This window comes from Azohydromonas lata (genome assembly GCF_034427735.1).
In the GTDB taxonomy this organism is placed as follows: domain Bacteria; phylum Pseudomonadota; class Gammaproteobacteria; order Burkholderiales; family Burkholderiaceae_C; genus Azohydromonas; species Azohydromonas lata.
The window spans coordinates 1-23,593 of record NZ_JAXOJX010000097.1; the positions used below are offsets into that span (position 1 = coordinate 1).

18 protein-coding genes are annotated in these 23,593 nt (G+C 70.5%); 5 read left to right on the top strand and 13 right to left on the bottom strand.

Annotated elements, in window-relative coordinates; all coding sequences use genetic code 11:
- The 4 genes from SM757_RS31485 to SM757_RS31500 form a co-directional block, all read right to left on the bottom strand.
- The coding region (locus SM757_RS31485; RefSeq protein ID WP_322468368.1) for a DNA topoisomerase at positions 1-2,276 on the bottom strand (2,276 nt) is incomplete at its 3' end.
- A gap of 54 nt (positions 2,277-2,330) precedes the next feature.
- Positions 2,331-3,359, bottom strand: a complete 1,029-nt coding sequence (locus SM757_RS31490) for a TRAP transporter substrate-binding protein (RefSeq protein ID WP_322468369.1) — start codon at positions 3,357-3,359, stop codon at positions 2,331-2,333.
- A 68-nt stretch (positions 3,360-3,427) separates the two neighbouring features.
- Positions 3,428-4,279, bottom strand: a complete 852-nt coding sequence (locus SM757_RS31495) for a class II aldolase/adducin family protein (RefSeq protein ID WP_066335538.1) — start codon at positions 4,277-4,279, stop codon at positions 3,428-3,430.
- Positions 4,280-4,428: 149 nt separating this feature from the next.
- The gene (locus SM757_RS31500; RefSeq protein WP_322468370.1) at positions 4,429-5,334 is read right to left on the bottom strand and encodes a LysR family transcriptional regulator; all 906 of its coding nucleotides are present in this window, start codon (positions 5,332-5,334) and stop codon (positions 4,429-4,431) included.
- Positions 5,335-5,595: 261 nt separating this feature from the next.
- Between SM757_RS31500 and SM757_RS31505 the strand changes: the two genes are divergently transcribed.
- From SM757_RS31505 to SM757_RS31515, 3 genes are all read left to right on the top strand, one after another.
- Positions 5,596-5,883 (top strand): zinc ribbon domain-containing protein, encoded by a 288-nt coding sequence (locus SM757_RS31505; RefSeq protein ID WP_322468371.1) that lies wholly within the window; start codon positions 5,596-5,598, stop codon positions 5,881-5,883.
- 99 nt (positions 5,884-5,982) lie between these two features.
- Complete coding sequence (locus SM757_RS31510) at positions 5,983-6,546, top strand: hypothetical protein (RefSeq protein ID WP_322468372.1); 564 nt, start codon at positions 5,983-5,985, stop codon at positions 6,544-6,546.
- 88 nt (positions 6,547-6,634) lie between these two features.
- On the top strand, positions 6,635-7,447 hold the full coding sequence (locus SM757_RS31515) for a class I SAM-dependent methyltransferase (protein ID WP_066335547.1): 813 nt from the start codon (positions 6,635-6,637) through the stop codon (positions 7,445-7,447).
- A 54-nt stretch (positions 7,448-7,501) separates the two neighbouring features.
- Here SM757_RS31515 and SM757_RS31520 read toward each other — a convergent pair whose 3' ends face one another.
- The 5 genes from SM757_RS31520 to SM757_RS31540 are packed head-to-tail and all read right to left on the bottom strand — an operon-like array spanning position 7,502 to position 13,532.
- Positions 7,502-7,726 (bottom strand): formate dehydrogenase subunit delta, encoded by a 225-nt coding sequence (locus tag SM757_RS31520; protein ID WP_066335549.1) that lies wholly within the window; start codon positions 7,724-7,726, stop codon positions 7,502-7,504.
- 18 nt (positions 7,727-7,744) lie between these two features.
- Positions 7,745-8,584, bottom strand: coding sequence for a formate dehydrogenase accessory sulfurtransferase FdhD (fdhD, locus tag SM757_RS31525; protein WP_066335551.1), 840 nt, complete (start codon positions 8,582-8,584; stop codon positions 7,745-7,747).
- On the bottom strand, positions 8,581-11,475 hold the full coding sequence (gene fdhF / locus SM757_RS31530; RefSeq protein WP_322468373.1) for a formate dehydrogenase subunit alpha: 2,895 nt from the start codon (positions 11,473-11,475) through the stop codon (positions 8,581-8,583). The genes fdhD and fdhF overlap by 4 nt, the downstream gene beginning before the upstream one ends.
- Before the next feature lie 12 nt (positions 11,476-11,487).
- A complete protein-coding gene (locus SM757_RS31535) occupies positions 11,488-13,047 on the bottom strand; it encodes a formate dehydrogenase beta subunit (protein WP_322468374.1) in 1,560 nt (519 codons plus the stop codon).
- On the bottom strand, positions 13,044-13,532 hold the full coding sequence (locus tag SM757_RS31540; protein ID WP_066335560.1) for a formate dehydrogenase subunit gamma: 489 nt from the start codon (positions 13,530-13,532) through the stop codon (positions 13,044-13,046). Before SM757_RS31540 ends, SM757_RS31535 begins: the two co-directional genes overlap by 4 nt.
- Before the next feature lie 178 nt (positions 13,533-13,710).
- Here SM757_RS31540 and SM757_RS31545 point away from each other — a divergent pair, with 178 nt between their 5' ends.
- The gene (locus SM757_RS31545; RefSeq protein ID WP_322468375.1) at positions 13,711-14,793 is read left to right on the top strand and encodes a substrate-binding domain-containing protein; all 1,083 of its coding nucleotides are present in this window, start codon (positions 13,711-13,713) and stop codon (positions 14,791-14,793) included.
- Between the two features lie 30 nt (positions 14,794-14,823).
- Here SM757_RS31545 and SM757_RS31550 read toward each other — a convergent pair whose 3' ends face one another.
- Positions 14,824-15,591, bottom strand: coding sequence for a PEPxxWA-CTERM sorting domain-containing protein (locus tag SM757_RS31550; protein WP_322468376.1), 768 nt, complete (start codon positions 15,589-15,591; stop codon positions 14,824-14,826).
- A 478-nt stretch (positions 15,592-16,069) separates the two neighbouring features.
- On the opposite strand from SM757_RS31550, the gene SM757_RS31555 reads away from it, so the two are divergent.
- Positions 16,070-18,331: an ATP-binding protein gene (locus SM757_RS31555; protein WP_322468377.1), complete on the top strand. Its 2,262-nt coding sequence runs from the start codon at positions 16,070-16,072 to the stop codon at positions 18,329-18,331.
- 76 nt (positions 18,332-18,407) lie between these two features.
- Here the strand turns inward: SM757_RS31555 and SM757_RS31560 are convergent, their stop codons facing one another.
- From SM757_RS31560 to SM757_RS31570, 3 genes are all read right to left on the bottom strand, one after another.
- Positions 18,408-21,617 carry a CusA/CzcA family heavy metal efflux RND transporter gene (locus SM757_RS31560; protein ID WP_322468378.1) on the bottom strand — a complete coding sequence of 1,070 codons (3,210 nt, stop codon included), beginning with the start codon at positions 21,615-21,617 and terminating at the stop codon, positions 18,408-18,410.
- Positions 21,618-21,633: 16 nt separating this feature from the next.
- Positions 21,634-23,013, bottom strand: a complete 1,380-nt coding sequence (locus tag SM757_RS31565; protein WP_322468379.1) for an efflux RND transporter periplasmic adaptor subunit — start codon at positions 23,011-23,013, stop codon at positions 21,634-21,636.
- 13 nt (positions 23,014-23,026) lie between these two features.
- Positions 23,027-23,593, bottom strand: a 567-nt coding sequence (locus SM757_RS31570; protein WP_322468380.1) for a TolC family protein, incomplete at its 5' end; no start/stop codon positions are given.

The following is a 23,593-nucleotide window of genomic DNA, read 5'->3' on the forward strand; positions in this document are numbered from 1 at the left end:
CGGGCGGGCGCGGCCGGTGGCGGCGCGTCAAAGGAGAGCTCCACCTTCATGGCGCCCTCGGCCGCGGCCAGCCGCAGCGCCGCTGAGAACGCCTTGCCGGACTTGCTGGTGAAGCCGTCCAGCACCGCCGTGTGGCCGGACTTGCACAGGGCGCGCACGTCCATCTTGCGGGTCTTGCGGCCGGCGATCTCCTTCCAGATCGCCAGCCCGCAGGCCGCACAGGCCCAGCTCTTGGGCCGCTCCTCCAGCCGGCCCTGGCCGCAGCGGCAGGCGATGTCCGTGGCCGCGCCGCTGCCGCCGACGCCCGCTCTCCCGCCCGTCCCCACGCCCACACCCATGCCGGTCCCCGCACGGGCCGCGCCCGATGCGGACGCCGGTGCGGCGACGGCCTTGGCGCGTATGCGCTCGACCAGCGCCTGCGTGGTGGTGGCGACGCCGGCCATGAAGTCCGCGCGCGTGTCCTGCCCGCGCTCGATGCGCGCCAGGCGCGACTCCCACTTGCCCGTGAGCTCCGGCGAGGCCAGCGCCATCAGCCCGTGCGCGCGCAGGCAGGCGATGAGCTTGATGCCCTTCTCGGTCGGGACGAGCTCCTTGCCGCTGCGCTCGGCGTAGTGCTTCTTGGGCGAGAGCAGCTCTTCGATGGTGTTGGCCCGCGTGGCGGGCGTGCCCAGGCCGCGCTCCTTCAGGGCGGCGGCCAGGGCCTCGTCGTCCACCTGGCGGCCGGCGTTTTCCATGGCGGCCAGCAGCGAGGCCTCGGTGAAGCGCGGCGGCGGCGTGGTGCGGCCGGCGTGCAGCTTCACCTCGTCGTTGGACACGGGCTCGCCGGGGCGCATGGGCGGCAGGTTCTGCACCTCCTTGTCGCGCTCCTTGGGCTGGCCCTTGTCTTTGGCTTTGTCCTTGGCCGGCTCGGTTTCCTTGGCCATGTCCGCCGCCTCGCCGCCATACACCACCAGCCAGCCCGGCGACACCAGCACGCGGCCGGTGGCGCGAAAGCGGTGGCCGGCGATCTCGGCCAGGCGCGTGGTCTCCAGGTACTCGGCCGCCGGATGGAAGGCGGCCAGGAAGCGCCGCGCCACCAGGTCGTAGATGCGGGACTCGGCCTCGGACAGCCCCACCGGCGCCTTGCCCGTGGGGATGATGGCGAAGTGGTCCGAGATCTTGCGGTTGTCGAACACCGGGTGGCGCTGCGAGGCCCAGCCGTGCTCCAGGATGGATTGCGCAAACGGCTGCAGGTGCTGCGGCAGCAGCTTGAGCACCTGCGCCACCTTGGGCGGGTAGTCCTGCGGCAGGTGGTTCGAATCCGTGCGCGGATAGGTCAGCACCTTGTGCTGCTCGTACAGCGCCTGCGCCAGGGCCAGCGTGGTCTTGGCGGAGTAGCCGAAGCGGGCGTTGGCGGTGCGCTGCAGCGTGGTCAGGTCGAACAGCTTGGGCGGGCTGCGCCGCGTGGGTTTCGATGTGTCCGTCACCGAGCTGGGCGCCACGCCCGCGCAGGCCTGCTGCACGGCCTCGGCCACGGCGCGGTCGAAGGTGCGGTCGGCGCGGGCGGCGGGGTCGTCGCCGGGCTTGAAGCCCGGGTCGAACCACTTGGCCTGCCAGGGGCCGGCCGCCACGGACAGCGTGGCGATCACTTCCCAGAAGTCGCGCGGCTCGAAGTTCCTGATGCTCTCCTCGCGGTCCACCAGCAGCGCCAGCGTGGGCGTCTGCACCCGGCCGGCCGAGACCAGCTCGCCCGGGGCGACCAGGTTGGCCTTGGTCAGCGCCCGCGTGGCGTTGACGCCTATGAGCCAGTCGGCCTCGGCGCGGGAGCGGGCGGCGTCGGCCAGGGCGCGCATGTCGGCGTCGCTGCGGCGGTGGGCGAAGGCCTGCTTGATGCCGGTGGCCGTCATGGTCTGCAGCCACATGCGCTCCACGGGCTTGCGCACGTGCAGGAACTCCACGATGAGGCGGAAGATCAGCTCGCCCTCGCGCCCGGCGTCGCAGGCGTTGATGAGACCCTGCACGTCGGGGCGCCCGGCCAGCTGGCGCAGCAGGTCCAGCGTGGGCTTGGCGTCCGGCAGCGCCTCCAGCGCGAAGCGCTCGGGGATGACGGGCAGTCGCGCGAGGTTGAAGCCGGGGTCGTCCTCCTTGCGCACGCCCAACTGCACCAGGTGGCCGCGGGCTGCGGCCACCAGCAGGTCGCTGCGTTCGAAGTAAGGGCCCCGGCGCGTGAAGCCGCCCAGCGCCTGCGCGATGTCGGCCGCTACGGAGGGCTTCTCGGCCACGATGAGAGTTTTCATGAGAGGCCGGGATTGTGGCCCCAGCCTCTTCGCCGGTCGGCCGGCGGGCCCACTTCAGCGCGCGGTGCGCACCTTCTCGATCTCGGCATGGAAGGAGGCCACCAGCTCCTCGCCGATCTCCTTGACGTACTTGTCGGTCACGGGCTGGACCTTGTCGCGCATGCGCGCGCGCTCCGCGGGCGTCACCTCCGTCACCACCACGCCCTTCTTCTTCACCTCGGCCAGCGCGGTGGCCTCCATCTCGCGCGAGACGCGGCGCTGGTCCACGCGCGCCTCGGCCGCGGCGTCGGCCAGCACCTTCTTCTCGTCGGCCGAGAGGCTGTCCCAGGCCTTGCGGCTGGCCATCACGATCAGCGGGTTGTAGACGTGGCGCGTGGTGGAGAGGTGCTTTTGCACCTCGTCGAAGCGGTTGGTCGCGAAGGCGACGATGGGGTTGTCCTGCCCGTCCACGGCGCGGCTCTCCAGCGCGGCATAAAGCTCGGTGAAGGCCATGGGCACGGCGTTGGCGCCCAGCGCCTTGAAGGTGTCCAGCATCAGCGGCGCCTGCAGGGCGCGCAGCTTCAGGCCGCTGAAATCCTCCGCCTTGGCGATGGGGTGGCGGTTGTTGGAGACGTTGCGAAAGCCATGGTCCCAGTACGCCAGGCCCACCAGGCCGTTGGGCAACTGCTCCATGAAGCGCTTGCCCACGGGGCCGTCCAGCACCGCATCGGCCTCGGCGAAGTCGTTGAAGAGGAAGGGCAGGTCGAAGGCGCCGAACTCCTTCTTCAACCCGACCAGCAGGCCCGGCGGCAGGGTGGTCAGGTCTATGGTGCCGCCCTGCAGCGCCGAGACGGTCTGCAAGTCGCCCCCCAGGGTGCCGTTGGGAAACAGCTTGACCTGCATCTTGTTGCCGGACTTCTGGGCCACCAGCTCGGCGAACTTCTGGGCGCCGTAGCCCATGTGGCTTTCCTTGGGCTGGACGAAGGAGAAGCGCAGCGTGCGCTCCTTGATGTCCGCGGCCTGGGCCGGCAGGGCGGCCCACAGCAGCGCGGGCGCGGCGATCAGGCCGCACAGCAGCCGGCGGCGGGCAAGGGGGGTGGTCATGGCTTGTCTCCGTCTGTCTTATGGGTGTGAAGCTGGTGTGAGCCGGCCGTTGGGCCGGGCTTGCCGGCTCAGTCGAACATGTCGGGCTGGGTGCGGACGAGCTGGTCCCAGATCGTCTGGAAGTGCAGCCAGCCGATGTAGTCGCTGCCCACGTTGTCGCGGCTGAAGCGCGACTTATCGGGCGGCACCAGCACCGGCTTGTGGCCGGTGGCCTCCACCAGCAACTGCTGCTGGCAGCAGCGCTCCAGCGCGATGAACCAGAAGGCGGCGGATTCGATGCTGTGCCCGCTGCAGGTGAACAGGCCGTGGTTCTGGTGGATGGCGGCCTTCACGCCCTTGAACCAGTCGGCCACGGTGAAGCCCGCGCGCTCCTCCACGGCCACCTGGCCGGCTTCGCTCTTGATGACGACGTGGTCCTCGTAGAAGGCCGCCGCGTCCTGCGTGATGGGCTCCAGCGGCCGGCCCAGCGCGGCGAAGGCCGTGCCGTAGACGGTGTGGGCATGGCACATGGCCAGGATCTCGGGGTGCTTCTCGTGCACGGCCGCGTGCAGCACGAAGCCGGCGCGGTTGACGGCGTAGGCGCCCTCCACGACCTTGCCGGCGTGGTCCACCAGGATGAGGTTGCTCACGCGCACGTTGGAGAAGTGCACGCACATGGGGTTGGTCCAGTACAGCTGCGGGAACTCCGGGTCGCGCACCGTGAGGTGGCCGGCAAAGCCGTAGTCGAAGCCCTGCAGCGCGAAGGCGCGGCAGGCGGCCACCAGCCGCTCCTTGCGGTGCTGGCGCTCCTGGGCATGGGTGGCGAAGCTAGGGATCTCGGGAAAGCTCAGCCCGGGCTGCGTGGGCTGGTAGACCGAGATGCGCTTGCGCTCGGCGGCGCCTTGCTGCGAGGCGGCGGGCCGCTCCATGGTGTCCTGCATGTCTGGTGCTCCTTGGGCTGGGCTTGCCGTGAAGGTGCAAGCCGATGGGGCGAAATTTAAGGAGCGCCTTGACATGCATCAATGCGGTGGGCGCGATAAGACCTATTGCGCTCCGCAATAGATCAGCAGCCGCCGGACGGTGCCGCCCTCTAGGCTGCCCAGGGGGGCGTGGCGAACGCGCTGGTGAAGTAGTCGACGAAGGCGCGTATGCGCGGCACCAGGCGCCGCTCGGCCAGGAACACGGCGTGTATGGCCGTGTCGTCGGCCGCCTGGTAGTCGGCCAGCAGGGGCTGCAGTTGGCCGCTGCGCAGGGCGGGCACGGCCAGGTGCTCGGCCAGGCGCATCACGCCCATGCCGGCCACGCACATCTGGAAGAGGGCCGTGCCGTCGCTGCTGCGAAAGCTGCCCTTAACGGCCAGTTCCTGGCGCTGGCCCTGGATCATGAAAGGCCAGCGGTTGAGGTGCTCGGCCGGGGGCAGCCACATCAGGCAGTTGTGGCGCTCCAGGCCCTGCGGCGTGACGGGGGGGCCGTGGCGCGCCACGTAGTCCGGCGAGGCCACGACGATGCGCTGCAGGGCGCACAGCCGCCGGCTCATGAGGGAGGAGTCCTGCAGCCGCCCCATGCGTATGGCGACGTCGAAGTTCTCCTCCAGCAGGTTCGTCACCGTGTCCGACAGTTGCAGCTGCACCGAGATGGCCGGATACGCGGCCATGAAGCCGGGCAGGCGCGGGACGATCTGGTCGCTGCCGAAGGCCCGCGGCACCGTCACGCGCAGCTCGCCCGCGGGCTCCGGCGACGCCACGGTGGACTCGGCCAGGTCGATCTCCTCCATCACGCGGCGGCAGGCGGCCAAGTAGGCCTCACCCTCGGCCGTGAGTCGCTGGGTGCGCGTGGAGCGGTGCAGCAGTTGCACCCCCAGGCGGCGCTCCAGGGCGTTGAGCGTCTGGCTCACGAAAGGCTGGCTCACACCCAGCGTCAGCGCCGCGGCCGTGAAGCCGCCGGCCTCGGCAACGGCCCGGAACACCCGCATCTCCAGCAGCCTGTTGTCTTTCATGGGCGGGATTGTCGGCCGCCGGGCGCGGCGCCGAGGATTTGAAGCGGCCCAAGGCAACGCTGAAGCCGCTGGACACGCGGATGCCGGCACGGCGCCGGCTTGCGATATATCAAGATGGCCGAGCGCGTCACATTCTCGTGAAGATTTCGTTGTCAGGCTGGAAAAAAATAAATAACATCATTCTCTCCTGCCGAAATTAGATAAGCAGTTGGCTGTTTTCATGGGAATGAATTTGCAAAATCCTGAATTGATGAGGGAAAAATGGAAATTCAATTCGCATTATTGGTTTCCTGGGTGGTTTGCGCATTATTGATGGCGCTGCTGGCAAAGCACCGCGGGCGAAGCGCCGTCGGCTGGACTTTTGCCTCCCTGGTTTTTTCGCCGCTGGCCGCCCTGCCTTTGTTGTTGATGATGAAAAACATGAACAGCGAGGAAAATATTCCGGCCAACCTCATGCGGTGCCCGCACTGCTCCGAATTGATTTCCAGGGATGCGCCCAAATGCAAGTTTTGCGGCGCCCTGGCTGCTACCCAGGCGGTGGAGTTTTAAGCTTGGTTTGTGCGTTATCGGCGCTGTCGGCGCAAGCGGTTCGATAGTATATTGCGGTTTTGATTTGTTTTGTTTGTTGAAAATCCTTTCGCTTGACCGATGAGCAAGGCCTTTGTCGATGCCAACTACCGCTTCATTGCCGCCAACCAGGAGGTCAATGCCCGCATCACGCAGCGCCAGCAGGCGCTGGCTTTGTATGTGAGCCTGGTGGTCAGCCTGCTGGCGGTGCTGGTGGCGTTGCGGCCCACGCCCGGCAGCCGTGAGCCGCCGGTGGAGTGGCTGATCTTCGGATTTCCCGTCGCCTCGCTGTGCCTGGCGTTCCTGAATTACATGGCCGAGCGCGCCATTTCCAACCTGCGCAGTTTTCTCTCCGTACTGGAACAGTTGGAAGACGCGCACCGCCAATTGCCCAGCTACAACACCGACCCGCGCTGGTCGCGCGGCGCCAACCAGGCTCGGCGCTTCCGGGACATCGCCACGGCCATATTGGTGCTGGGCGGCAACGCGGCGGGCCTGGGGGCGGCGCTGGCGATGTATCCGCAGCGCTTTGGCGCGGCGCCCGGATTCTTGTACCTGGCCTGCGCCTTGGCCGTGGCGTCGGTGTTGGGGGTGCTGGTGACGCCGAAGTGGAGTTATGCGCCGCAAGGCAACGGCACCGCCTGAATCGCCAAAGCGGGCGCTGCAGGCGGCTTGACAGGTTCCGAGGCCCCGGGATGGCTACGATGGCTTCCCGCCTCGCAGGAGGTCCGCGATGGACGCATCCGCCACCGACCGGCTGTTCGCCGGCGCCATTCCCCAGGTCTACGACCGCTGCCTCGTGCCGCTGATTTTCGAAAGCTGCGCGCAAGACCTGGCGCGCCGCGTGGCCGCCCTGCAGCCCGCAAGGGTGCTGGAGACCGCGGCCGGCACGGGCGTCCTCACCCGGGCCATGGCGCAGGCGCTGCCCGGCGCGGCGCTGGTCGCCACGGACCTGAACCAGCCCATGCTGGACGCGGCCCGCGCCGTCCCCATGGCGGTGCCCGTGCAGTGGCGCCAGGCCGACGCCCAAAGCCTGCCGTTCGACGACGGCAGCTTCGACGTGGTCGCCTGCCAGTTCGGCGCGATGTTCTTTCCGGACAAGGTGGGCGCCTATGCCGAAGCCCGCCGCGTGCTACGGCCCGGTGGCTCATTCATCTTCAGCGTCTGGGACCGGCTGGAGGACAACGAGTTCGCATGCGTGGTCATGGACGCGCTGGCCACCGTCTTCCCCGAGGACCCGCCGCAGTTCCTGCGGCGGCTGCCGCACGGCTGCTTCGACGTCGCGGTGATCGAGCGCGACCTGCGCGACGCGGGTTTCGCGGCGCCACGGGTGCAAACCGTCACGCAGCGCAGCCGTGCCGGGTCGGCCTGGGAGGCGGCCTTCGCGTATTGCCAAGGCACGCCGCTGCGCGCCGAGATCGAGGCCCGCGTTGGCGCGCCCCTGGCTGCCGCCACGGCACGTTGCGCCCAAGCCCTGGCGCGGCAATTCGGCGACGGGCCGGTGGACGGCAAGATCCAGGCGCACGTCATTTGCGCGCAGCGCTGACGCCGCGGGCAAGGCCAGACTGCCATCCCCGGGCCGGCCGCCGTGGCGGCCGGATCACTGCAGCGCGTCGGCCCGCCGGCGCACGGCCAGCGCCACCAGCGGGTGCAGGTCGTCGGCATCCCCCTGCGCCACGTGCTTTTGAAGCAGCCGGCGCATGCGGGGCTCCCAGAACTTGTCCAGGTGTTGAGCGACGCCTTCGACGGCCTCGTCCCGGTCGGCCATGGCCTCGAAGAAGTCGCCAATGCGGTTGGCCATGCGCACGAGGTTCGTGATGTCCATGTGTCTTCCTGTCCGCGCTCAGGCGGCGGGTGCGCGGCCGGGCAGTGCCAGCCGCTCGTCAAAGGTGTAGGCCACGAGGTCGTCGCCGCGCACGAAGCCCATGAGCAGCAGCCCGCAGCCCCGGGCCGTCTCCACGGCCAGCGCCGTGGGCGCGGACACCGCGGCCAGTGCCGACACCCCGGCGCGGGCGCATTTCTGCACCATCTCGAAGCTGGCGCGGCTGGTGATGGCGATGAAGCCGCCGGCCGTGTCCACGCCCTGGCGCAGCAGCGCGCCCGTGAGCTTGTCCAGCGCGTTGTGGCGGCCCACGTCCTCGCGCGCCAGCAGCACCTGGCCTTGCGGGCTGCACCAGGCCGCCGCATGCGTGGCCCCGGTGAGCTGCTGCAGGGCTTGGTGCGCGCGCAACCGGCGCTGGGCGCGTGCCACGGCCGAGGGGTCCACGGCGGTGGGCTGCAGCCGCGGCAGCGGCTGGCGCACCTGGCCCAGGCTGTCGGTACCGCACAGCCCGCAGCCGGTGCGCCCGGCCAGCGTGCGCCGGCGCTCGCGCAGCCGCCACGCGCAGGCCGAGGACACCTCCAGCCGCAGCTCCAGGCCGTCGGGCACCGCCAGCGCCTCCACGCCGTACAGCTCGCCGGGGTGGCGGAGGAAACCCTCGGTGAAGGCGAAGCCCAGCGCGAAGTCCTCCAGGTCCGCGGGGCTAGCCAGCATCACGGCGTGCGAGATGCCGTTGAAGACCAGGGCCACGGGCACTTCCTCGGCCAGCCAGTCGTCCTGCGCATGCACCTGGCCGCCGCGGCGCGCCACCACGCGGGCCGGCCGCGCGCCCGCGCTGGGCAGCGGCGCGTCCACGGGCTTCACTGGCCCACCGCCGTTGCCGGCGGGCGTGCCTGCTCCAGCAGCGCGAGCTGCTCGCGGTTGAACGCGGCGTAGTCCTGCTGCCAGGCCGAGGGCTGCATCACCTTGCTGACCTGCACGGCGGTCACCTTGTACTCGGGGCAGTTGGTAGCCCAGTCGGAGCTGTCGGTGGTGATGACGTTGGCGCCGGACTCGGGGAAGTGGAAGGTGGTCCACACCACGCCGGGCTGCATGCGGTCGGTGACGCGGGCGCGCTGCACCGTCTGCCCGGCGCGGCTGGTGATGCCCACCCAGTCGCCGTCGCGTATGCCGCGCTCCTGCGCGTCATGCGGGTGGATGTCCAGCCGGTCCTCGTCGTGCCACTGGTTGTTGGCCGTGCGCCGGGTTTGGGCGCCGACGTTGTACTGCGACAGGATGCGGCCCGTGGTCAGCAGCAGCGGGAACCGGCGCGTGACCTTCTCGTCGGTGGGCACGTAGCGGGTGTTGAAGAAGCGCCCGCGCCCGCGCACGAAGCCCTCGACGTGCATGGTGGCGGTGCCGGCCTCGTCCGTGCCCTCGTTGCAGGGCCACTGCACGCTGCCCAGCCGCTCTATCTTCCCGTAGCTCACGCCGCGGAAGCTGGGCGTGAGCGCCGCGATCTCCTGCATCACCTGCTCGGGATGGTCGTAGTGCATGGGGTAGCCCAGCGCGTTGGCCAGCTTGACCGTCACCTGCCAGTCGGCCAGGCCCGCCAGCGGCGGCATCACCTGACGCACGCGCGAGATGCGGCGCTCGGCGTTGGTGAAGGTGCCGTCCTTTTCCAGGAAGGAGCTGCCCGGCAGCAGCACGTGCGCGAACTTGGCCGTCTCGTTGAGGAAGATGTCCTGCACCACGATGCATTCCATGGCCTCCAGCGCGGCCGAGACATGCTGCGTGTTGGGGTCGGACTGCGCGATGTCCTCGCCCTGCACGTACAGGCCCTTGAAGCTGCCGGCCATGGCCGCGTCGAACATGTTGGGGATGCGCAGGCCCGGCTCCGGGCTGAGCTCCACGCCCCAGGCGGCCTCGAACTCGGCGCGCACCGTGGTATCGGCCACGTGGCGGTAGCCCGGCAGCTCGTGCGGGAAGCTGCCCATGTCGCAGGAGCCCTGCACGTTGTTCTGGCCGCGCAGCGGGTTCACGCCCACGCCCTCGCGGCCCACCATGCCGCAGGCCATGGCCAGGTTGGCGATGCCCATGACCATGGTCGAGCCCTGCGCGTGCTCGGTCACGCCCAGGCCGTAGTAGATGGCCGAGTTGGGGCCCTGCGCGTACAGCCGCGCCGCGGCGCGCAGCTCAGCGGCCGGCACGCCGGTGACGGCTTCCACGGCTTCAGGCGCATGCTCCGGCAGCGACACGAAAGCGCGCCACTGCTGGAAGCTCTTCAGCTCGCAGCGCTCGGCCACGAAGGCCTCGTTGGTGAGCCCTTCCGTGACCACCACGTGCGCCAGGGCGTTGATGAGGGCCACGTTGGTGCCGGGCCTGAGCGCCAGGTGGTGGGCGGCCTTGACGTGCGGCGACGCGACCAGCTCCGTTTGCCGCGGATCGGCCACGATCAATTGGGCGCCCTGGCGCAGCCGCCGCTTCATGCGCGAGGCGAACACCGGGTGCGCGTCCGACGGGTTGGCGCCTATGACCAGGATCACGTCGGACTGCTCGACGGACTTGAACGTCTGCGTGCCGGCCGAGGTGCCGAAGGCCTGGCCCAGCCCGTAGCCCGTGGGCGAGTGGCACACGCGGGCGCAGGTGTCCACGTTGTTGTTGCCGAAGGCCGCGCGTATGAGCTTCTGCACGAGGTAGGCCTCCTCGTTGGTGCAGCGGCTGGAGGTGATGCCGCCCACGGCGTCGCGCCCGTGCTTCGCCTGGATGCGCTTGAACTCGGACGCGGCGTGCGCGATGGCCTCGTCCCAGCTCACCTCGCGCCACGGGTCGGTGATGCGCGCGCGGATCATGGGCTTGGTGATGCGGTCCTTGTGCGTGGCGTAGCCCCAGGCGAAGCGGCCCTTGACGCAGGCATGGCCCTCGTTGGCCTTGCCGTCCTTCCACGGCACCATGCGCACGACCGTGTTGCCCTTCATCTCGGCCTTGAAGGCGCAGCCCACGCCGCAATAGGCGCAGGTGGTGATGACGCTGTGCTCGGCCTGGCCCAGCGCGATGACGCTCTTTTCCTGCAGCGTGGCCGTTGGGCAGGCCTGCACGCAGGCGCCACAGCTCACGCAGTCGCTGTCCATGAAAGCCTGGTCCTGGCCCGGCGAGACCCGGCTTTCGAAGCCGCGGCCTGAGATGGTCAGCGCGAAGGTGCCTTGCGTCTCCTCACAGGCGCGCACGCAACGGTTGCAGACGATGCACTTGGCTGGGTCGTAGGTGAAATAGGGATTGGACTCGTCCTTGGCCGCGTCGCCGTGATGGCGCCCGGTCACGCCGTCCACGCACTGGCCCGCCGTGCCGTAGCGCACGTGGCGCAGCCCGACGACGCCTGTTACGTCCTGCAGCTCGCAGTCGCCGTTGGCGCTGCAGGTCAGGCAGTCCAGCGGGTGGTCGCTGATGTAGAGCTCCATCACGCCCTGGCGCAGCGACTGCAGCTTGGGGCTCTGGGTGCGCACCACCATGCCGGCTTCCGCGGGCGTGGTGCACGAGGCCGGGAAGCCCCGGCGCCCGTCGATTTCCACGAGGCACAGCCGGCAGGAGCCGAAGGGCTCCAGGCTGTCGGTGGCGCACAGCTTGGGTACCTGGATGCCGGCGTCCACGGCGGCGCGCATGAGCGAAGTGCCCTTGGGCACGCGGACTTCGCGCCCGTCGATGACGAGCTGGACCGACTCGCTGGAGCCGCTGGCCGGCGTGCCGTGGTCGATGTCGATGGGGTGGTGGTGCAGCATGCGCGGCCTCCTTCAAGCGGCTTGCCGGGCCGGCGCTTGGGCGCCGAAGTCCTCGGGGTAGTGGTTCAGGGCGGAGAGCACGGGGTAGGGCGTCATGCCGCCCATGGCGCACAGGCTGCCGTGCAGCATGGTGTCGCACAGCTCGCGCAGCAGGTGGATTTGCTGCGGCCGGTTGTGGCCGGTGGCGATGCGGTCCATCACCTCCACGCCGCGCGTGCTGCCTATGCGGCAGGGCGTGCACTTGCCGCAGCTCTCCAGGGCGCAGAACTCCATGGCGTAGCGCGCCAGGCGCGCCATGTCGGCCGTGTCGTCGTGCACCACGATGCCGCCATGGCCCACCACGGCGCCCAGGGCAGCGTAGGCCTCGTAGTCCAGCGGCACGTCCCATTGCGACTCGGGGACGTAGGCGCCCAGCGGGCCGCCCACCTGCACCGCCTTCACCGGCCGGCCGCTGCGCGTGCCGCCGCCGAAGTCGAAGATCAGCTCGCGCAGCGTGAGGCCGAAGGCCTTCTCCACCAGCCCGCCGTGCTTGACGTTGCCGGCCAGCTGGAAGGGCAGCGTGCCGCGCGAGCGGCCCAGGCCGTAGTCGCGGTAGAAGCCCGCGCCGCGCGCCAGGATGAGCGGCACGCTGGCCAGCGTGATGACGTTGTTGATGACCGTGGGCATGCCAAAGAGGCCCTGGATGGCCGGCAGCGGCGGCTTGCTGCGCACGATGCCGCGCTTGCCCTCGATGCTCTCCAGCATCGCGGTTTCCTCGCCGCACACGTAGGCGCCCGCGGCCTTGCGCAGCTCCAGGTGGAAGGCGCGGCCGCTGCCCAGGAGGTTGTCGCCCAGGAAGCCGGCCTGCGTGGCCCGCGCGATGGCCTCGCCCATCGTCGCCACCGCCTGCGGGTACTCCGAGCGGATGTAGATATAGCCGCGGCTGGCGCCCACGGCCAGCGCGGCGATGGCCATGCCTTCGATGAGCATGTAGGGGTCGCCCTCCAGGGTCATGCGGTCGGAGAAGGTGCCGGAGTCGCCCTCGTCGGCGTTGCACACCACGTACTTCTGCGCGGCCTCGGCCTGCAACACGGTGCGCCACTTGATGCCGGCCGGGAAGGCCGCGCCGCCGCGGCCGCGCAGCCCGGCGTCCAGCACTTCCTGGACGATGGCCGCGGCGTCCAGCGCCAGCGCGCGGCGCAGGCCGTCCCAGCCGCCATGCGCGGCGTAGTCCTGCAGCGACAGCGGGTCGGTCACGCCCATGCGCGCGAAGGTCAGCCGCTCCTGGCGCGCGAGGTAGGGCATCGCCTCCGTCAGGCCATGGCCCAGCGCGTGGGCGCCGCCTTGCAGCAGCCCGGCGTCGAGCAGCCCCGCCACGTCTTCCTCGGCCACCGGGCCGTAGGCCACGCGGCCGGCCGGCGTGAGCACCTCCACCAGCGGCTCCAGCCAGAACAGCCCGCGCGAGCCGTTGCGCACGATCTCCACGGCCAGGCCGCGGCGTTCGCACTCGGCGCGCAGCGCGGCGGCCACCTCGTCGGCGCCCGCGGCCAGCGCGGCGGTGTCGCGCGGGACGAAGACTTTCACCGGGCTCATGCCGACACTCCCAGCGACTGCGCAAGGCGCTGCAGCTGCTGCGGCGTCACGCGCGCATAGGGCCGCTCGTTGAGCTGCATCGCGGGCGACGACGCGCACAGGCCCAGGCAGTACACCGGCTCCAGCGTGACGGCGCCGTCCGCGCGCGTCTCGTGCGCCTTGCAGCCCAGCAGTTGCTCGGCCTGCGCCAGCAGCGCGTCGGCGCCGCAGGCCTGGCACGCTTCGGCACGGCAGATCTGGACGACGTGGCGCCCCGCCGGCTTGCTGCGGAAGTGGTGGTAGTAGGTGATCACGCCGTGCACCTCGGCGCGCGAGAGGTTCAGCGCCGCGGCGATGCGCGGCACGGCCTCCTGCGGGATGAAGCCCAGCGCGTCCTGCACCGCGTGCAGCAGCGGCAGCAACGCGCCCGGCTGCTGCCGGTGATGGTTGATCAAGGCATCGATGCGCGACCTGTCGGCCGAGTCCTGGGAAGTGGGGGTGGTCATGAGCCGCCGTGGTTTGCAAGCACCGCCGCTGCCGGGCGGCCGTCACGCGCATGTCCCAAGGGGCATGGCGCGTCCAAATCGTCGTTACGGGGCGCATGCTCCAGGCTCTTGGTTACGCTCGCAATATGAGATGTGACGCCCTATGCACCGGAGCTGCACCTCCTAAGCACGGACCCTTATGAAAGACATTGCAATACGTCCTGCCTGGACGATCCAGGATGCCGACGGCGCTGCGCTGTCCATGCGGCTCATCGAGCTGCTGGTGCAGGTGCACGGCCAGGGCAGCCTGCTCATGGCCGCCAAGCGGCTGGGCCTGTCCTACCGCCACGCCTGGGACCTGGTGCGCCAGGGCGAGGCGCAGTTCGGCGCGCCGCTGCTGCACATGGAGCGCGGCAAGGGCTCCACGCTGACCGAGCTGGGCGAGAAGATCGTTTGGGCCGACCACCGCATCCACGCCCGGCTCAAGCCCTCGCTGGACTCGCTGGCCTCGGAGCTGGCGGCCGAGCTGGGCCGCGCCCTGCGCGAATCGGCCCCGCTGCTGCGCCTGCATGCCAGCCACGGCTTTGCCATCGAGCGCCTGGTGCAGCGGCTGCGCCAGGACGGGCTGCGCTCGGAGCTGACCTACGGCAACTGCGCCACGGCCGCCGCCGCCGTGCACGACGGCGAGTGCGACGTGGCGGGCTTTCACCTGCCCATAGGGCCCATGCAGGACACGGTGCTGGCGCACTACGCGCAGTGGCTCGCGGGCGAGGAGCTGACCGTCATCGACATCGCCACCCGGCGCCAGGGCCTGATGGTGCGCGCGGGCAACCCCAAGGAGGTGTTCGCGCTGGCCGACCTGCAGCGCGAGGACGTGCGCTTCATCAACCGCCAGGCCGGCTCAGGCACGCGGCTGCTGCTGGAGGCGCTGCTGCGGGCCGGCGGCATCCCGGCCGGCACCATCGCCGGCTTCGAGCATGGCGAGTACACCCACGCGGCCGTGGCCGCCTACGTGGCCAGCGGCATGGCCGACGTGGGCTTCGGCGTGGAAACGCCGGCGCGCCAGTTCAAGCTCGACTTCGTGCCGCTGGCCAGCGAGCGCTACTTCCTGCTGTGCCGCACGGCCTTGCTGGCCACGCCGGTGCTGCAGCAGGTGCTGGACGTGCTGCGCCACCCGGCCTTCAGGCAGGAACTGGCCGCGCTGCCGGGCTACGACGGGCTCAACGCCGGCCAGACGCTGAAACTGCAGGACGCATTTCCCGCCTTGGGCGGTACCCACTGAGTCCGGCCGGCCATCCAAATTCGGCCGTATTTACTGCGCCTGCCCGCGACGCCGCCGCGCCACGACGCCCAGCGCACCGAATCCGGCCAGCATCATCAACCATGATTGCGGCTCGGGCACGCTGGGCAATATGCCCCCTTCCGCAATGATGATCAGCCCGTTGTCGAAATCTCGGGCAATCGTGTTCTCGTTTGAAAATGAATATTCGATGCGCCCTTTCTGCTCCAGAAAATTGGTGCCGAAAATCGGGTTCGCAAAAACATCCAGCCTGACCACCGGCGTCCCGGTGCCGTACATGAGCACCAGGCCCCGCTCCTCGTTGGAGGCGGTGGTGGAAATATCGGCAAATGTCCGCAACTCGTAATCCGCGCTCCATGTGACGGCGGTTTTCGGGGACAGCGTGTAGCCGAATCGCGGGAACGACGTGCCGGCAAAGGCGATCTGGTCGCGCGCCGGATCATCCACCCGGCCGCTGACGTGCATCGTGGAATCGACTTCATTGAAATCCAGCAAGCCCTGAATGGAAGCGCCGGGGCGGACCGTTTCCACGCTCCATGAGCCGAGATACTGGTTGATGTCCGCGACGTCGGAAAAATAGTTCTTTCTCGAAAAGACGCTGACGGCCAGCTCGGAATTCGGACTTTTGGCCAAGCCGAGCTGCAGCGAGGGCGCGATGCCGTCGTTGGGGTCCAGGTCGGTCAGCTCGTAGCGCAAATGGTTGACCGTTGCACTGGCCGTGATGGCGGCCAGGGCTGCCGGCGCCGCGAAAAGGAGACTCACAGACAACAGCAGTTTCATCGCTCAACCTCCATGCGCACGGGGCCGAAACCCGCCATGACTTGGCATCGCCAGTGGGCTGTGCCGTGGCGAACAGCACGTTGGTATCTGTTCCCCGTGTCCGTAAAGAGTCCCGGGGTGAGATGTGTATGCAATAGCGCCCGCCGCCGGTTTCCCGGCCGTGCCGATGGGCCAGGGCTTGCCGCCCAAGGCATCGCTGGACCGTGCTGCAACTGTCAGCAAAGCTTGAATTTCCTGGCCGCGCCGCCGCCGCGCGGCTCGATTTCGTGAACACTGCGCCGCATAGCAGGGACATGGCTTCTTGCGTGAACGCACGGGCGGCGCTGCAGCGGGAACGACGGCTGCACGCCCTCGCCAACAACAGGGCGGCGGCATGCTGGCCAGGCACGCCTGGCGTTGACCTCCGCTGAAGCGGTGCGCCAGGGCGCAGCCCGCCCGCCCGCACCGTCGCAATGCCTTGCCGGACATGGATACATCGATGCTGCTGACCACCAATGCGCTGCTGTCCTGCGCGGCGGCCCTGGTCATGCTCGTGGTGTTGCGCACGTGCAAGACCTATCCCGGCTTCGGCTTCTGGACGGCCGGCGTGGCCTGCCTCGCGCTGGGCGCGGCCCTGCTCGTTCCCGACGTGCTGCCGCAGAGCTGGGGCCTTCGGGTGCTGCGCAACGGCATGCTGCTCGCGGGCTACCTGCTCATCCTGCGCGGCATGCTCATCTTCCGCGGCCGCCGCGTGGGCGCCTGGCTGGAGCTGCTGTGCCTGCTGCTGTTCCTGCCGGTGTTCAGCTACTACAGCCTGGACCCGGCGGACCTGGCCGCGCGCATCGCCATCTACTGCACCTTTGCCGCCGCGTTGAGCGTGGCGACGGTGGCCGTCACGCTGCGGCACCGGCCGGCGCATTTCGGCTCCAACGACGTGCTGCTGGCGATCTGGATGTCCATCCTGGCCGTGCTCAACGCGGTGCGCATCGTCCACGAGCTGGGCTCGCCGGCCGCCGACACCGCTTTCGAGGCTCTCAAGGGCTTCGGCAGCTTCTACGCCATGGCGCAGATCCTGAGCGTGCAACTGGTCACGCTGACGCTGGTGAGCATGAACTCCCAGCGCATCGAGCACGAGTATCGCCTGGGCGAGGCGCGGCTGCGCGAGCGCGAGGCGCAATTGCGCTCCATCGGCGACAACGTGCCCGAAGGCTTCGTCTACCAGTTCGAGGTCGTCGGCGGCCAGCCGCGCTTCAACTACATCAGCGCCGGGGTCGCCGGCATTTTCGGGCTCAGCGCCGAAACGCTCATGGCCGACGCAAAGGCGCTGTTCGCGCTGGCCGAGCCCGCCTCGCTGGCGCAGTACCGGCGCGACGAGGCCCGCAGCGCCCGCGACATGAGCGTGTATGCGGGCACGGTGCAGTTCGTCCTGCCCTGTGGGCGCAAGGTCTGGCTGCATGCACGCTCCTCGCCGCTCAAGCGCGACGACGGGCGCATCGTCTGGGAAGGCGTGGGCATGGACGTGACCAAGCTCATGCAGGCCGAGATCGAGCTCCACCGCCACAGGCACCACCTGGAGGCGATGGTCGAGGAGCGCACCGCCCAACTGCTGGAGGCGCAGTCGCGCGCCGAGGCGGCCAGCTTGGCCAAGAGCGCCTTCCTGGCCAACATGAGCCACGAGATACGCACGCCGCTGCACGGCATGCTGGGTATGGCGCAGCGGCTGCTGGAGGCCCCGCTGCCCGCCGGGCAGCACGAGCAGGCCCGCCTCATCGAGCGCTCAGGCCAGCTCCTGCTGGGCGTGATCGACGACCTGCTGGACTTCTCCCGCATCGAGGCCGGCCGCCTGGAGCTGGAGCAACTGCCCCTGGACCTCGTGCAGCTCGCCCGCGACGCGGTGGCGCTGTTCGAGCCCAAGGCCCAGGCCAAGGGGCTGGCCCTGCGGCTGGAGCTGCACGCGGGCGACGTGCCGGCCTGGGTGCTGGGCGACCCGCTGCGGCTGAGCCAGATCCTCAACAACCTGCTGTCCAACGCCGTGAAGTTCACGGCCGTGGGCAGCGTGGCGCTGCGGCTCACCGCGCTGGAGGGCGGGCACTGGCGCATGGCCGTGCGCGACACCGGCATAGGCCTGAGCGCCGCCGACCGCCGGCGCATCTTCGAGCCCTTCATGCAGGCCGACAGCTCCACCACGCGGCGCTTTGGCGGCACGGGGCTCGGCCTGGCCATCGTCAGCAGCCTGGTGCGGCTGCACGGCGGCGAGCTGGACGTGCAAAGCGAGCCGGGCCGCGGCACGGAGTTCTGGTTCGAGCTGAAGCTGCCAGCGGCCCAGGCGCCGCAGCCGCAGGCCGCCCCTGCGCCCGCCACGGACGCGACCGCGGCCGCGGCCCTGGCGGGCTGCCGCGTGCTGGTGGCCGAGGACAACGAGGTCAACATGCACCTGGCCTGCGCCATCCTGCAGGCGCTCAACGTGCGCGTGCGCCAGGCCGTCAACGGCGTGCAGGCCGTGCAGGCCTACGACCAGGACCGGCCCGCCGTGGTGCTGATGGACATGCACATGCCGGAGATGGACGGCCTGGACGCCACGCGCCGCATCCGCAGCCTGGAGGCCGCGCGCGGCTGGGCGCGCACCCCCATCGTGGCGCTCACCGCCAGCGCGCTGGCCGAAGACCGGCGCCGCTGCGTCGAGGCCGGCATGGACGACGTGCTGGTCAAGCCCTTCCAGCGCGCCCAGCTCCAGGGCGTGCTGCAGCGCTACTGCCGCTGACGGCGCGCCGGCCCAAGGCACACACGCCGCCAGGGGCCGGCGCCTCGCGCCGCAAGGTGCCGGCCCGCGGGCCGGCTCAAGGCAAGGCGCTCGCGGCGCCGGCGCCGTGGCCCAGGCCGGCGTGCCGTTCGCCACGCTCGTCCCGCTCGTCCGGATCATCGGCTTCGCGCCGGTAGGCGATGCGGTAGAGCACCGGCAGCACCAGCAGCGTGAGCGCCGTGGACGACAGGATGCCGCCGATGACCACCGTGGCCAGCGGGCGCTGCACCTCGGCGCCGGTGCCGGTGGCCAGCGCCATGGGCACGAAGCCCAGCGAGGCCACCAGCGCCGTCATCAGCACCGGGCGCAGCCGCGTCAGCGCCCCTTCGCGCAGCGCCTCGTCCACGCCCAGGCCGCCCTCGCGCAGGCCGCGGATGAAGCTCAGCATCACCAGCCCGTTGAGCACCGCCACGCCGGAGAGCGCAATGAAGCCCACCGCCGCCGAGATCGACAGCGGAATGCCGCGCAGCCACAACGCCACGATGCCGCCGGTGAGCGCGAACGGGATGCCCGTGAACACCAGCAGCCCGTCCCTGAGGTTGCCGAACATCGCGAACAGCAGCGTGAACACCAGCGCCAGCGCCAGCGGCACGACGATGCGCAGCCGGCTGGCCGCGGACTGCAGGTTCTCGAACTGCCCGCCCAAGGTCGTCCAGTAGCCGGGGGGCAGCTGCACCTGCTGCTCCACCGCCTGCCGGGCCTCGGCCACGAAGGAGCCCAGGTCGCGCCCGCGCACGTTGGCGCTGACCACCACGCGGCGCTTGCCGTCCTCGCGGCTGACTTGGCTCAGGCCGGGCGCCATCTGCAGCGAGGCCACCTCGGACAGCGGGATGAAGCTCGGCCGCTCGGCCTGCGCGGTGCGGGGCAGCGCGATGGGCAGCCGGCCTATGGCGTCCAGGTCCGCGCGCAGCGCCTCCGGCAGCCGCACCAGGATGCCAAAGCGCCGGTCGCCCTCGAACAGCGTGCCGGCCTCGCGCCCGCCGGTGGCGGTGGCCACGGTGTCCTGCACGTCGGCGATGTTCAGGCCGTAGCGCGCAGCCTTGTCGCGGTCTATGGCCACGGTGAGCATGGGCAGCCCCGTGGTCTGCTCGATGTTGACCTCCGCGGCGCCGGGCAGGCGCCGCAGCACGCCGGCAATGCGCTCGGCCGCCGCTTCGAGCTGCGCCATGTCGTCGCCGAACACCTTCACCGCCACGTCGGCGCGCACGCCGGAGATGAGCTCGTTGAAGCGCAACTGGATGGGCTGCGAGAGCTCGTAGTTCTGCCCGGGCAGCTTTTCCACCGCCTCCTGCACGGCGGCGATGAGCTGCTCGCGCGTGCGCCGCGGCGCGGGCCACTGGTCCTCCGGCTTGAGCATCACGTAGGCGTCGGAGATGTTGGGCGGCATGGGGTCCGCCGCGATCTCGGCCGTGCCGGTGCGCGCGAACACGCGCTCGATCTCGGGAAAGCTCTCCTTGAGCGTGCGTTCGAGCTGCTGCTGCATGGCCACCGACTGCGTGAGGCTGGTGCCCGGAATGCGCAGCGCCTGCAGCGCGAAGTCGCCCTCGTTGAGGCTGGGCACGAACTCGCTGCCCAGCCGCGTGGACAGCAGCCCCGAGAGCACCACCGCCACCACCGCGAACGTCACCACCACCGGCCGCGCGGCCATGGCGCGCTCCAGCAGCGGCGCGTAGGCGCGCCGGGCCGAGGCCATCAGCACGTTCTCCTTCTCGGCCACGCGGCGGCCTATGAACAGGGCCACCGCCGCCGGTACGAAGGTGACCGACAGCAGCATCGCGCCCAACAGCGCGATCACGACCGTGAAGGCCATGGGGTGGAACATGCGCCCCTCCACGCCGGACAGGGCGAAGATGGGCAGGTACACGATCATGATGATCAGCTGCCCGTACAGCAGCGGCCGCCGCGCCTCCTGCGCCGCGGCAAAGACCTCGTGCAGCCGCTCGCGCAGGGTGAGGGCGCGTCCGTGGTGGGCCTGCGCGTGCGCCAGGCGCCGCACGCAGTTCTCCACGATCACCACCGCCCCGTCCACGATGATCCCGAAGTCCAGCGCCCCCAGGCTCATGAGGTTGGCGCTGATGCGCTGGCTCACCATGCCGGTGAAGGTGAAGAGCATGGACAGCGGGATGACGAGCGCCGTGATGACGGCCGCGCGCAGGTTGCCCAGGAAGGCGAACAGCACCGCGATGACCAGCACCGCGCCTTCGAGCAGGTTCTTCTTCACCGTGGCGATGGCCTTGTCCACCAGCGTGGTGCGGTCGTAGACGGTGATGGCCTGCACGCCCGCGGGCAGCGTGCGGTTGATCTGCTCCATGCGCTGCGCCACGGCCTGCGCCACGGTGCGGCTGTTCTCGCCGATGAGCATGAACACCGTGCCCAGCACCACCTCGCGGCCGTTGTCGGTGGCCGCGCCGGTGCGCAGCTCGCGGCCCACCTGGACCTCGGCCACGTCGCGTATGCGCACCGGCGTGCCGCCCACGCTCGTGAGGATGACGTTGCCGATGTCCTGCATGGAGCCCACCTGGCCGGGCGCGCGTATGAGGTACTGCTCGCCGCGGCGCTCGATGTAGCCGGCGCCCACGTTGGCGTTGTTGCGCTCCAGCGCCGCCACCACGTCGGCCAGCGTCAGGCCGTGCGCCGAGAGCCGCTCGGGGTTGGGCGCCACGTGGTACTCCTTGGCATGGCCGCCTATGGTGTTGATCTCGGTGACGCCGGGCACGGTGCGCAGTTGCGGCTTGATGATCCAGTCCTGGATCTCGCGCAGGTCCGTGGCGCTGTAGGGCGTGCCGTCGGCCTTGCGCGCGTCCTCGCGGGCCTCCACGGTCCACAGGAAGATTTCGCCCAGCCCCGTGGAGATGGGGCCTATGGCCGGGCTCACGCCGGCGGGCAGCTGCGCGCGCGCGGCGGCCAGCCGCTCGTTGACGAGCTGGCGCGCGAAGTAGATGTCGGTGCCGTCCTTGAAGATGACGGTCACCTGCGACAGCCCGTAGCGCGACAGCGAGCGCGTTTGCTGCAGCCCCGGCAGGCCCGCCATCACGGCCTCCATGGGCCAGCTCACGCGCTGCTCGGTCTCCAGCGGCGAGTAGCCCGGCGCCGCGGTGTTGATCTGCACCTGGACATTGGTGATATCGGGCACGGCGTCTATGGGCAGCCGCTGGTAGTTCCAGGCGCCCAGGGCGGCCATCAGCGCCACCGCCAGCATCACGAACCAGCGCTGCTCGACGGCAAAGCGCAGGATGCGTTCGAACATGGGTCGTCCTCCTGCTTCAGTGCGTGTGGGTGGCCGAGCCCTTGCCGGCCTCGGATTTCAGGACGAAGCTGCCCGCCGCCGCGTAGGGCGCGCCGGCGGGCAGCCCGCGCAGCACCTCCACGCGCTGCCCGTCGCTGCGGCCCAGCTCCACGGGGCGCGGCACGAAGCCGCCGGCCACCTGCTCGAACACCACGGGCTTGTCGCCGAGCTGCTGCACGGCGGCGGCGGCCACCGTCACCGGCGCCCCCGCCTCGCCCGTGACCACCTCCACCGTCACGAACAGCCCCGGGCGCCACGCGCCCTGCGGGTTGGCGAGCGAGACGCGCGCTTTGGCCGTGCGCGTGAGCTCGCCCAGCAGCGAGCCCACGTAGGCCACCGTGCCGGTGGCGGCCTCGTCGAAGGCGCTGGAGCGCACCGTGACGCGGGCGCCCACGCGCACGTGCCTGAGGTCCTGCGCCGCAACGTCCACCTCGGCCCAGACGCTGCGCAGGTCCGACAGCGTGAAGACGCTGGCGTCCTCCTTCACGGCCTCGCCCAGCGCCAGGTGCTTCTCGACGATGGTGCCGTCGAACGGCGCGCGCAGCTCGAAGCGGTTGAGCGCGCCACCACCTCCGCCGCCCGTGCCGGCCCCCAGGGCCTGCAGCTTCTGGTGGGCATTGGCCAGCGCGATCTCGGCCTCGCGCAACGCCTGCTCGGCCTGCAGCACGTCCTGCTGCGGCGAGATCTTTTCCTGCCACAGCCGCTGCTCGCGTTCGAAGGTCGTGCGCGCCAGGGCCTGGCGCCGTTGCGCGGCCTGCAGCTCGCTGCGCAGCTCCGACACCGCCGCGCTGCTGATAACGGCCAGCACCTGGCCGCGGCGCACGGCCTGGCCCAGGTCGGCGGACACGCTGTCCACCACGCCGGCCACGCGCGGGACGACGTGGGCCGTGCGGTCCTCGTTGAAGCGGATCTGCCCGGGCAGTTGCAGCGTGGTGCGTATGGGGGCGGCGGCCGCCTTCTCCACGGCGATGCCCGCGGCCTGCACCTGCTCGGCCGTCATCGCCAGGCGGCCCGCCGCCTGGCCCGCCGCGGCCGCAGCCGCGCCGCCCGCCGAGCCGGCCTGGCCCGCGGGCTTCTCCTGCGCCTGGTTGCCGTGGCCGTGCCCGTCTTCGTGCTCGTCCTTGTGCTCGTCCTCGTGGCCCTGGCCCGCGGCGTCCGGCTTGCCGGCCTCGTGTTCGCCGTGGTCGTTGTGTTCGTCGTGGTCCGTATGGCCGACGCCATGCTCGTCGCCGTGCCCGGCGGCCGGCGTGGCCGCGGGCGTGTGCAGGATGGCGGCGCTGCCCAGCAGGCCGGCGGCAACCAGTGCCGCGACCGCGGCCCACTGCTTGCGGCCGGCGGGGGTCTTGGGGGTCTTCATGAAGGAATGCCTCTCAGCGCCCGGCCGCGGCCGGGTCGGTGTGTGGGTCGGTGGACGGGTCGTCGCCCAAGGCGCGGTCGATGTCGGCGGCGGCAAGATGGGCCTGTGCGATGGCGCGCAGGTACTGCGTGCGCGACAGCAGCAGCGTGCGTTGGGCGTCGAGCACGTCCAGGAAGCCGAACTTGCCCAGCTCGTAGCCCTTGGTGGTGGCCTCGAACACGCTTTGCGCGCCGGGCAGCACCTCGCCGTGCAGCGTGCGCGCCTCGGTGACGGCGGCCTGCAGCCGCTCGTGGGCCCGTGCCACTTCCGCGCGCAGGCGCAGCGTGGCGGTCTCGGCTTCGAAGCGGGCCTGGTCCTGGCGGCGCAGCGCCTCCAGCTCCGCGCCGCGCCAGGCGTCGCCCAGCGGCAGCGGCACGGACAGCGTCAGCAGCGCCTGGGTGCGGCCCAGCTCCTCGCTGTGCTTGGCCCCCACGCCCACGGTCACGTCCGGCACGCGCCGCGTGCGCTCCACCCGCGCCAGCGCGCCCAGCCGCTCCACGTCGAGCCGGGCCACGCGCAGCGCGGGCGCCTGCTCCATGCG

Excerpts from the sequence above, each read along its gene's own strand:
- SM757_RS31565 (WP_322468379.1), bottom strand. The coding sequence starts at position 23,013 with ATGAAGACCCCCAAGACCCCCGCCGGCCGCAAGCAGTGGGCCGCGGTC.
- SM757_RS31510 (WP_322468372.1), top strand. The coding sequence starts at position 5,983 with ATGAGCAAGGCCTTTGTCGATGCCAACTACCGCTTCATTGCCGCCAAC.
- SM757_RS31535 (WP_322468374.1), bottom strand. The coding sequence starts at position 13,047 with ATGAGCCCGGTGAAAGTCTTCGTCCCGCGCGACACCGCCGCGCTGGCC.
- SM757_RS31545 (WP_322468375.1), top strand. The coding sequence starts at position 13,711 with ATGAAAGACATTGCAATACGTCCTGCCTGGACGATCCAGGATGCCGAC.
- SM757_RS31490 (WP_322468369.1), bottom strand. The coding sequence starts at position 3,359 with ATGACCACCCCCCTTGCCCGCCGCCGGCTGCTGTGCGGCCTGATCGCC.
- SM757_RS31515 (WP_066335547.1), top strand. The coding sequence starts at position 6,635 with ATGGACGCATCCGCCACCGACCGGCTGTTCGCCGGCGCCATTCCCCAG.
- SM757_RS31495 (WP_066335538.1), bottom strand. The coding sequence starts at position 4,279 with ATGCAGGACACCATGGAGCGGCCCGCCGCCTCGCAGCAAGGCGCCGCC.
- SM757_RS31540 (WP_066335560.1), bottom strand. The coding sequence starts at position 13,532 with ATGACCACCCCCACTTCCCAGGACTCGGCCGACAGGTCGCGCATCGAT.
- fdhF (WP_322468373.1), bottom strand. The coding sequence starts at position 11,475 with ATGCTGCACCACCACCCCATCGACATCGACCACGGCACGCCGGCCAGC.
- SM757_RS31505 (WP_322468371.1), top strand. The coding sequence starts at position 5,596 with ATGGAAATTCAATTCGCATTATTGGTTTCCTGGGTGGTTTGCGCATTA.
- SM757_RS31500 (WP_322468370.1), bottom strand. The coding sequence starts at position 5,334 with ATGAAAGACAACAGGCTGCTGGAGATGCGGGTGTTCCGGGCCGTTGCC.
- SM757_RS31520 (WP_066335549.1), bottom strand. The coding sequence starts at position 7,726 with ATGGACATCACGAACCTCGTGCGCATGGCCAACCGCATTGGCGACTTC.
- SM757_RS31550 (WP_322468376.1), bottom strand. The coding sequence starts at position 15,591 with ATGAAACTGCTGTTGTCTGTGAGTCTCCTTTTCGCGGCGCCGGCAGCC.
- SM757_RS31560 (WP_322468378.1), bottom strand. The coding sequence starts at position 21,617 with ATGTTCGAACGCATCCTGCGCTTTGCCGTCGAGCAGCGCTGGTTCGTG.
- SM757_RS31555 (WP_322468377.1), top strand. The coding sequence starts at position 16,070 with ATGCTGCTGACCACCAATGCGCTGCTGTCCTGCGCGGCGGCCCTGGTC.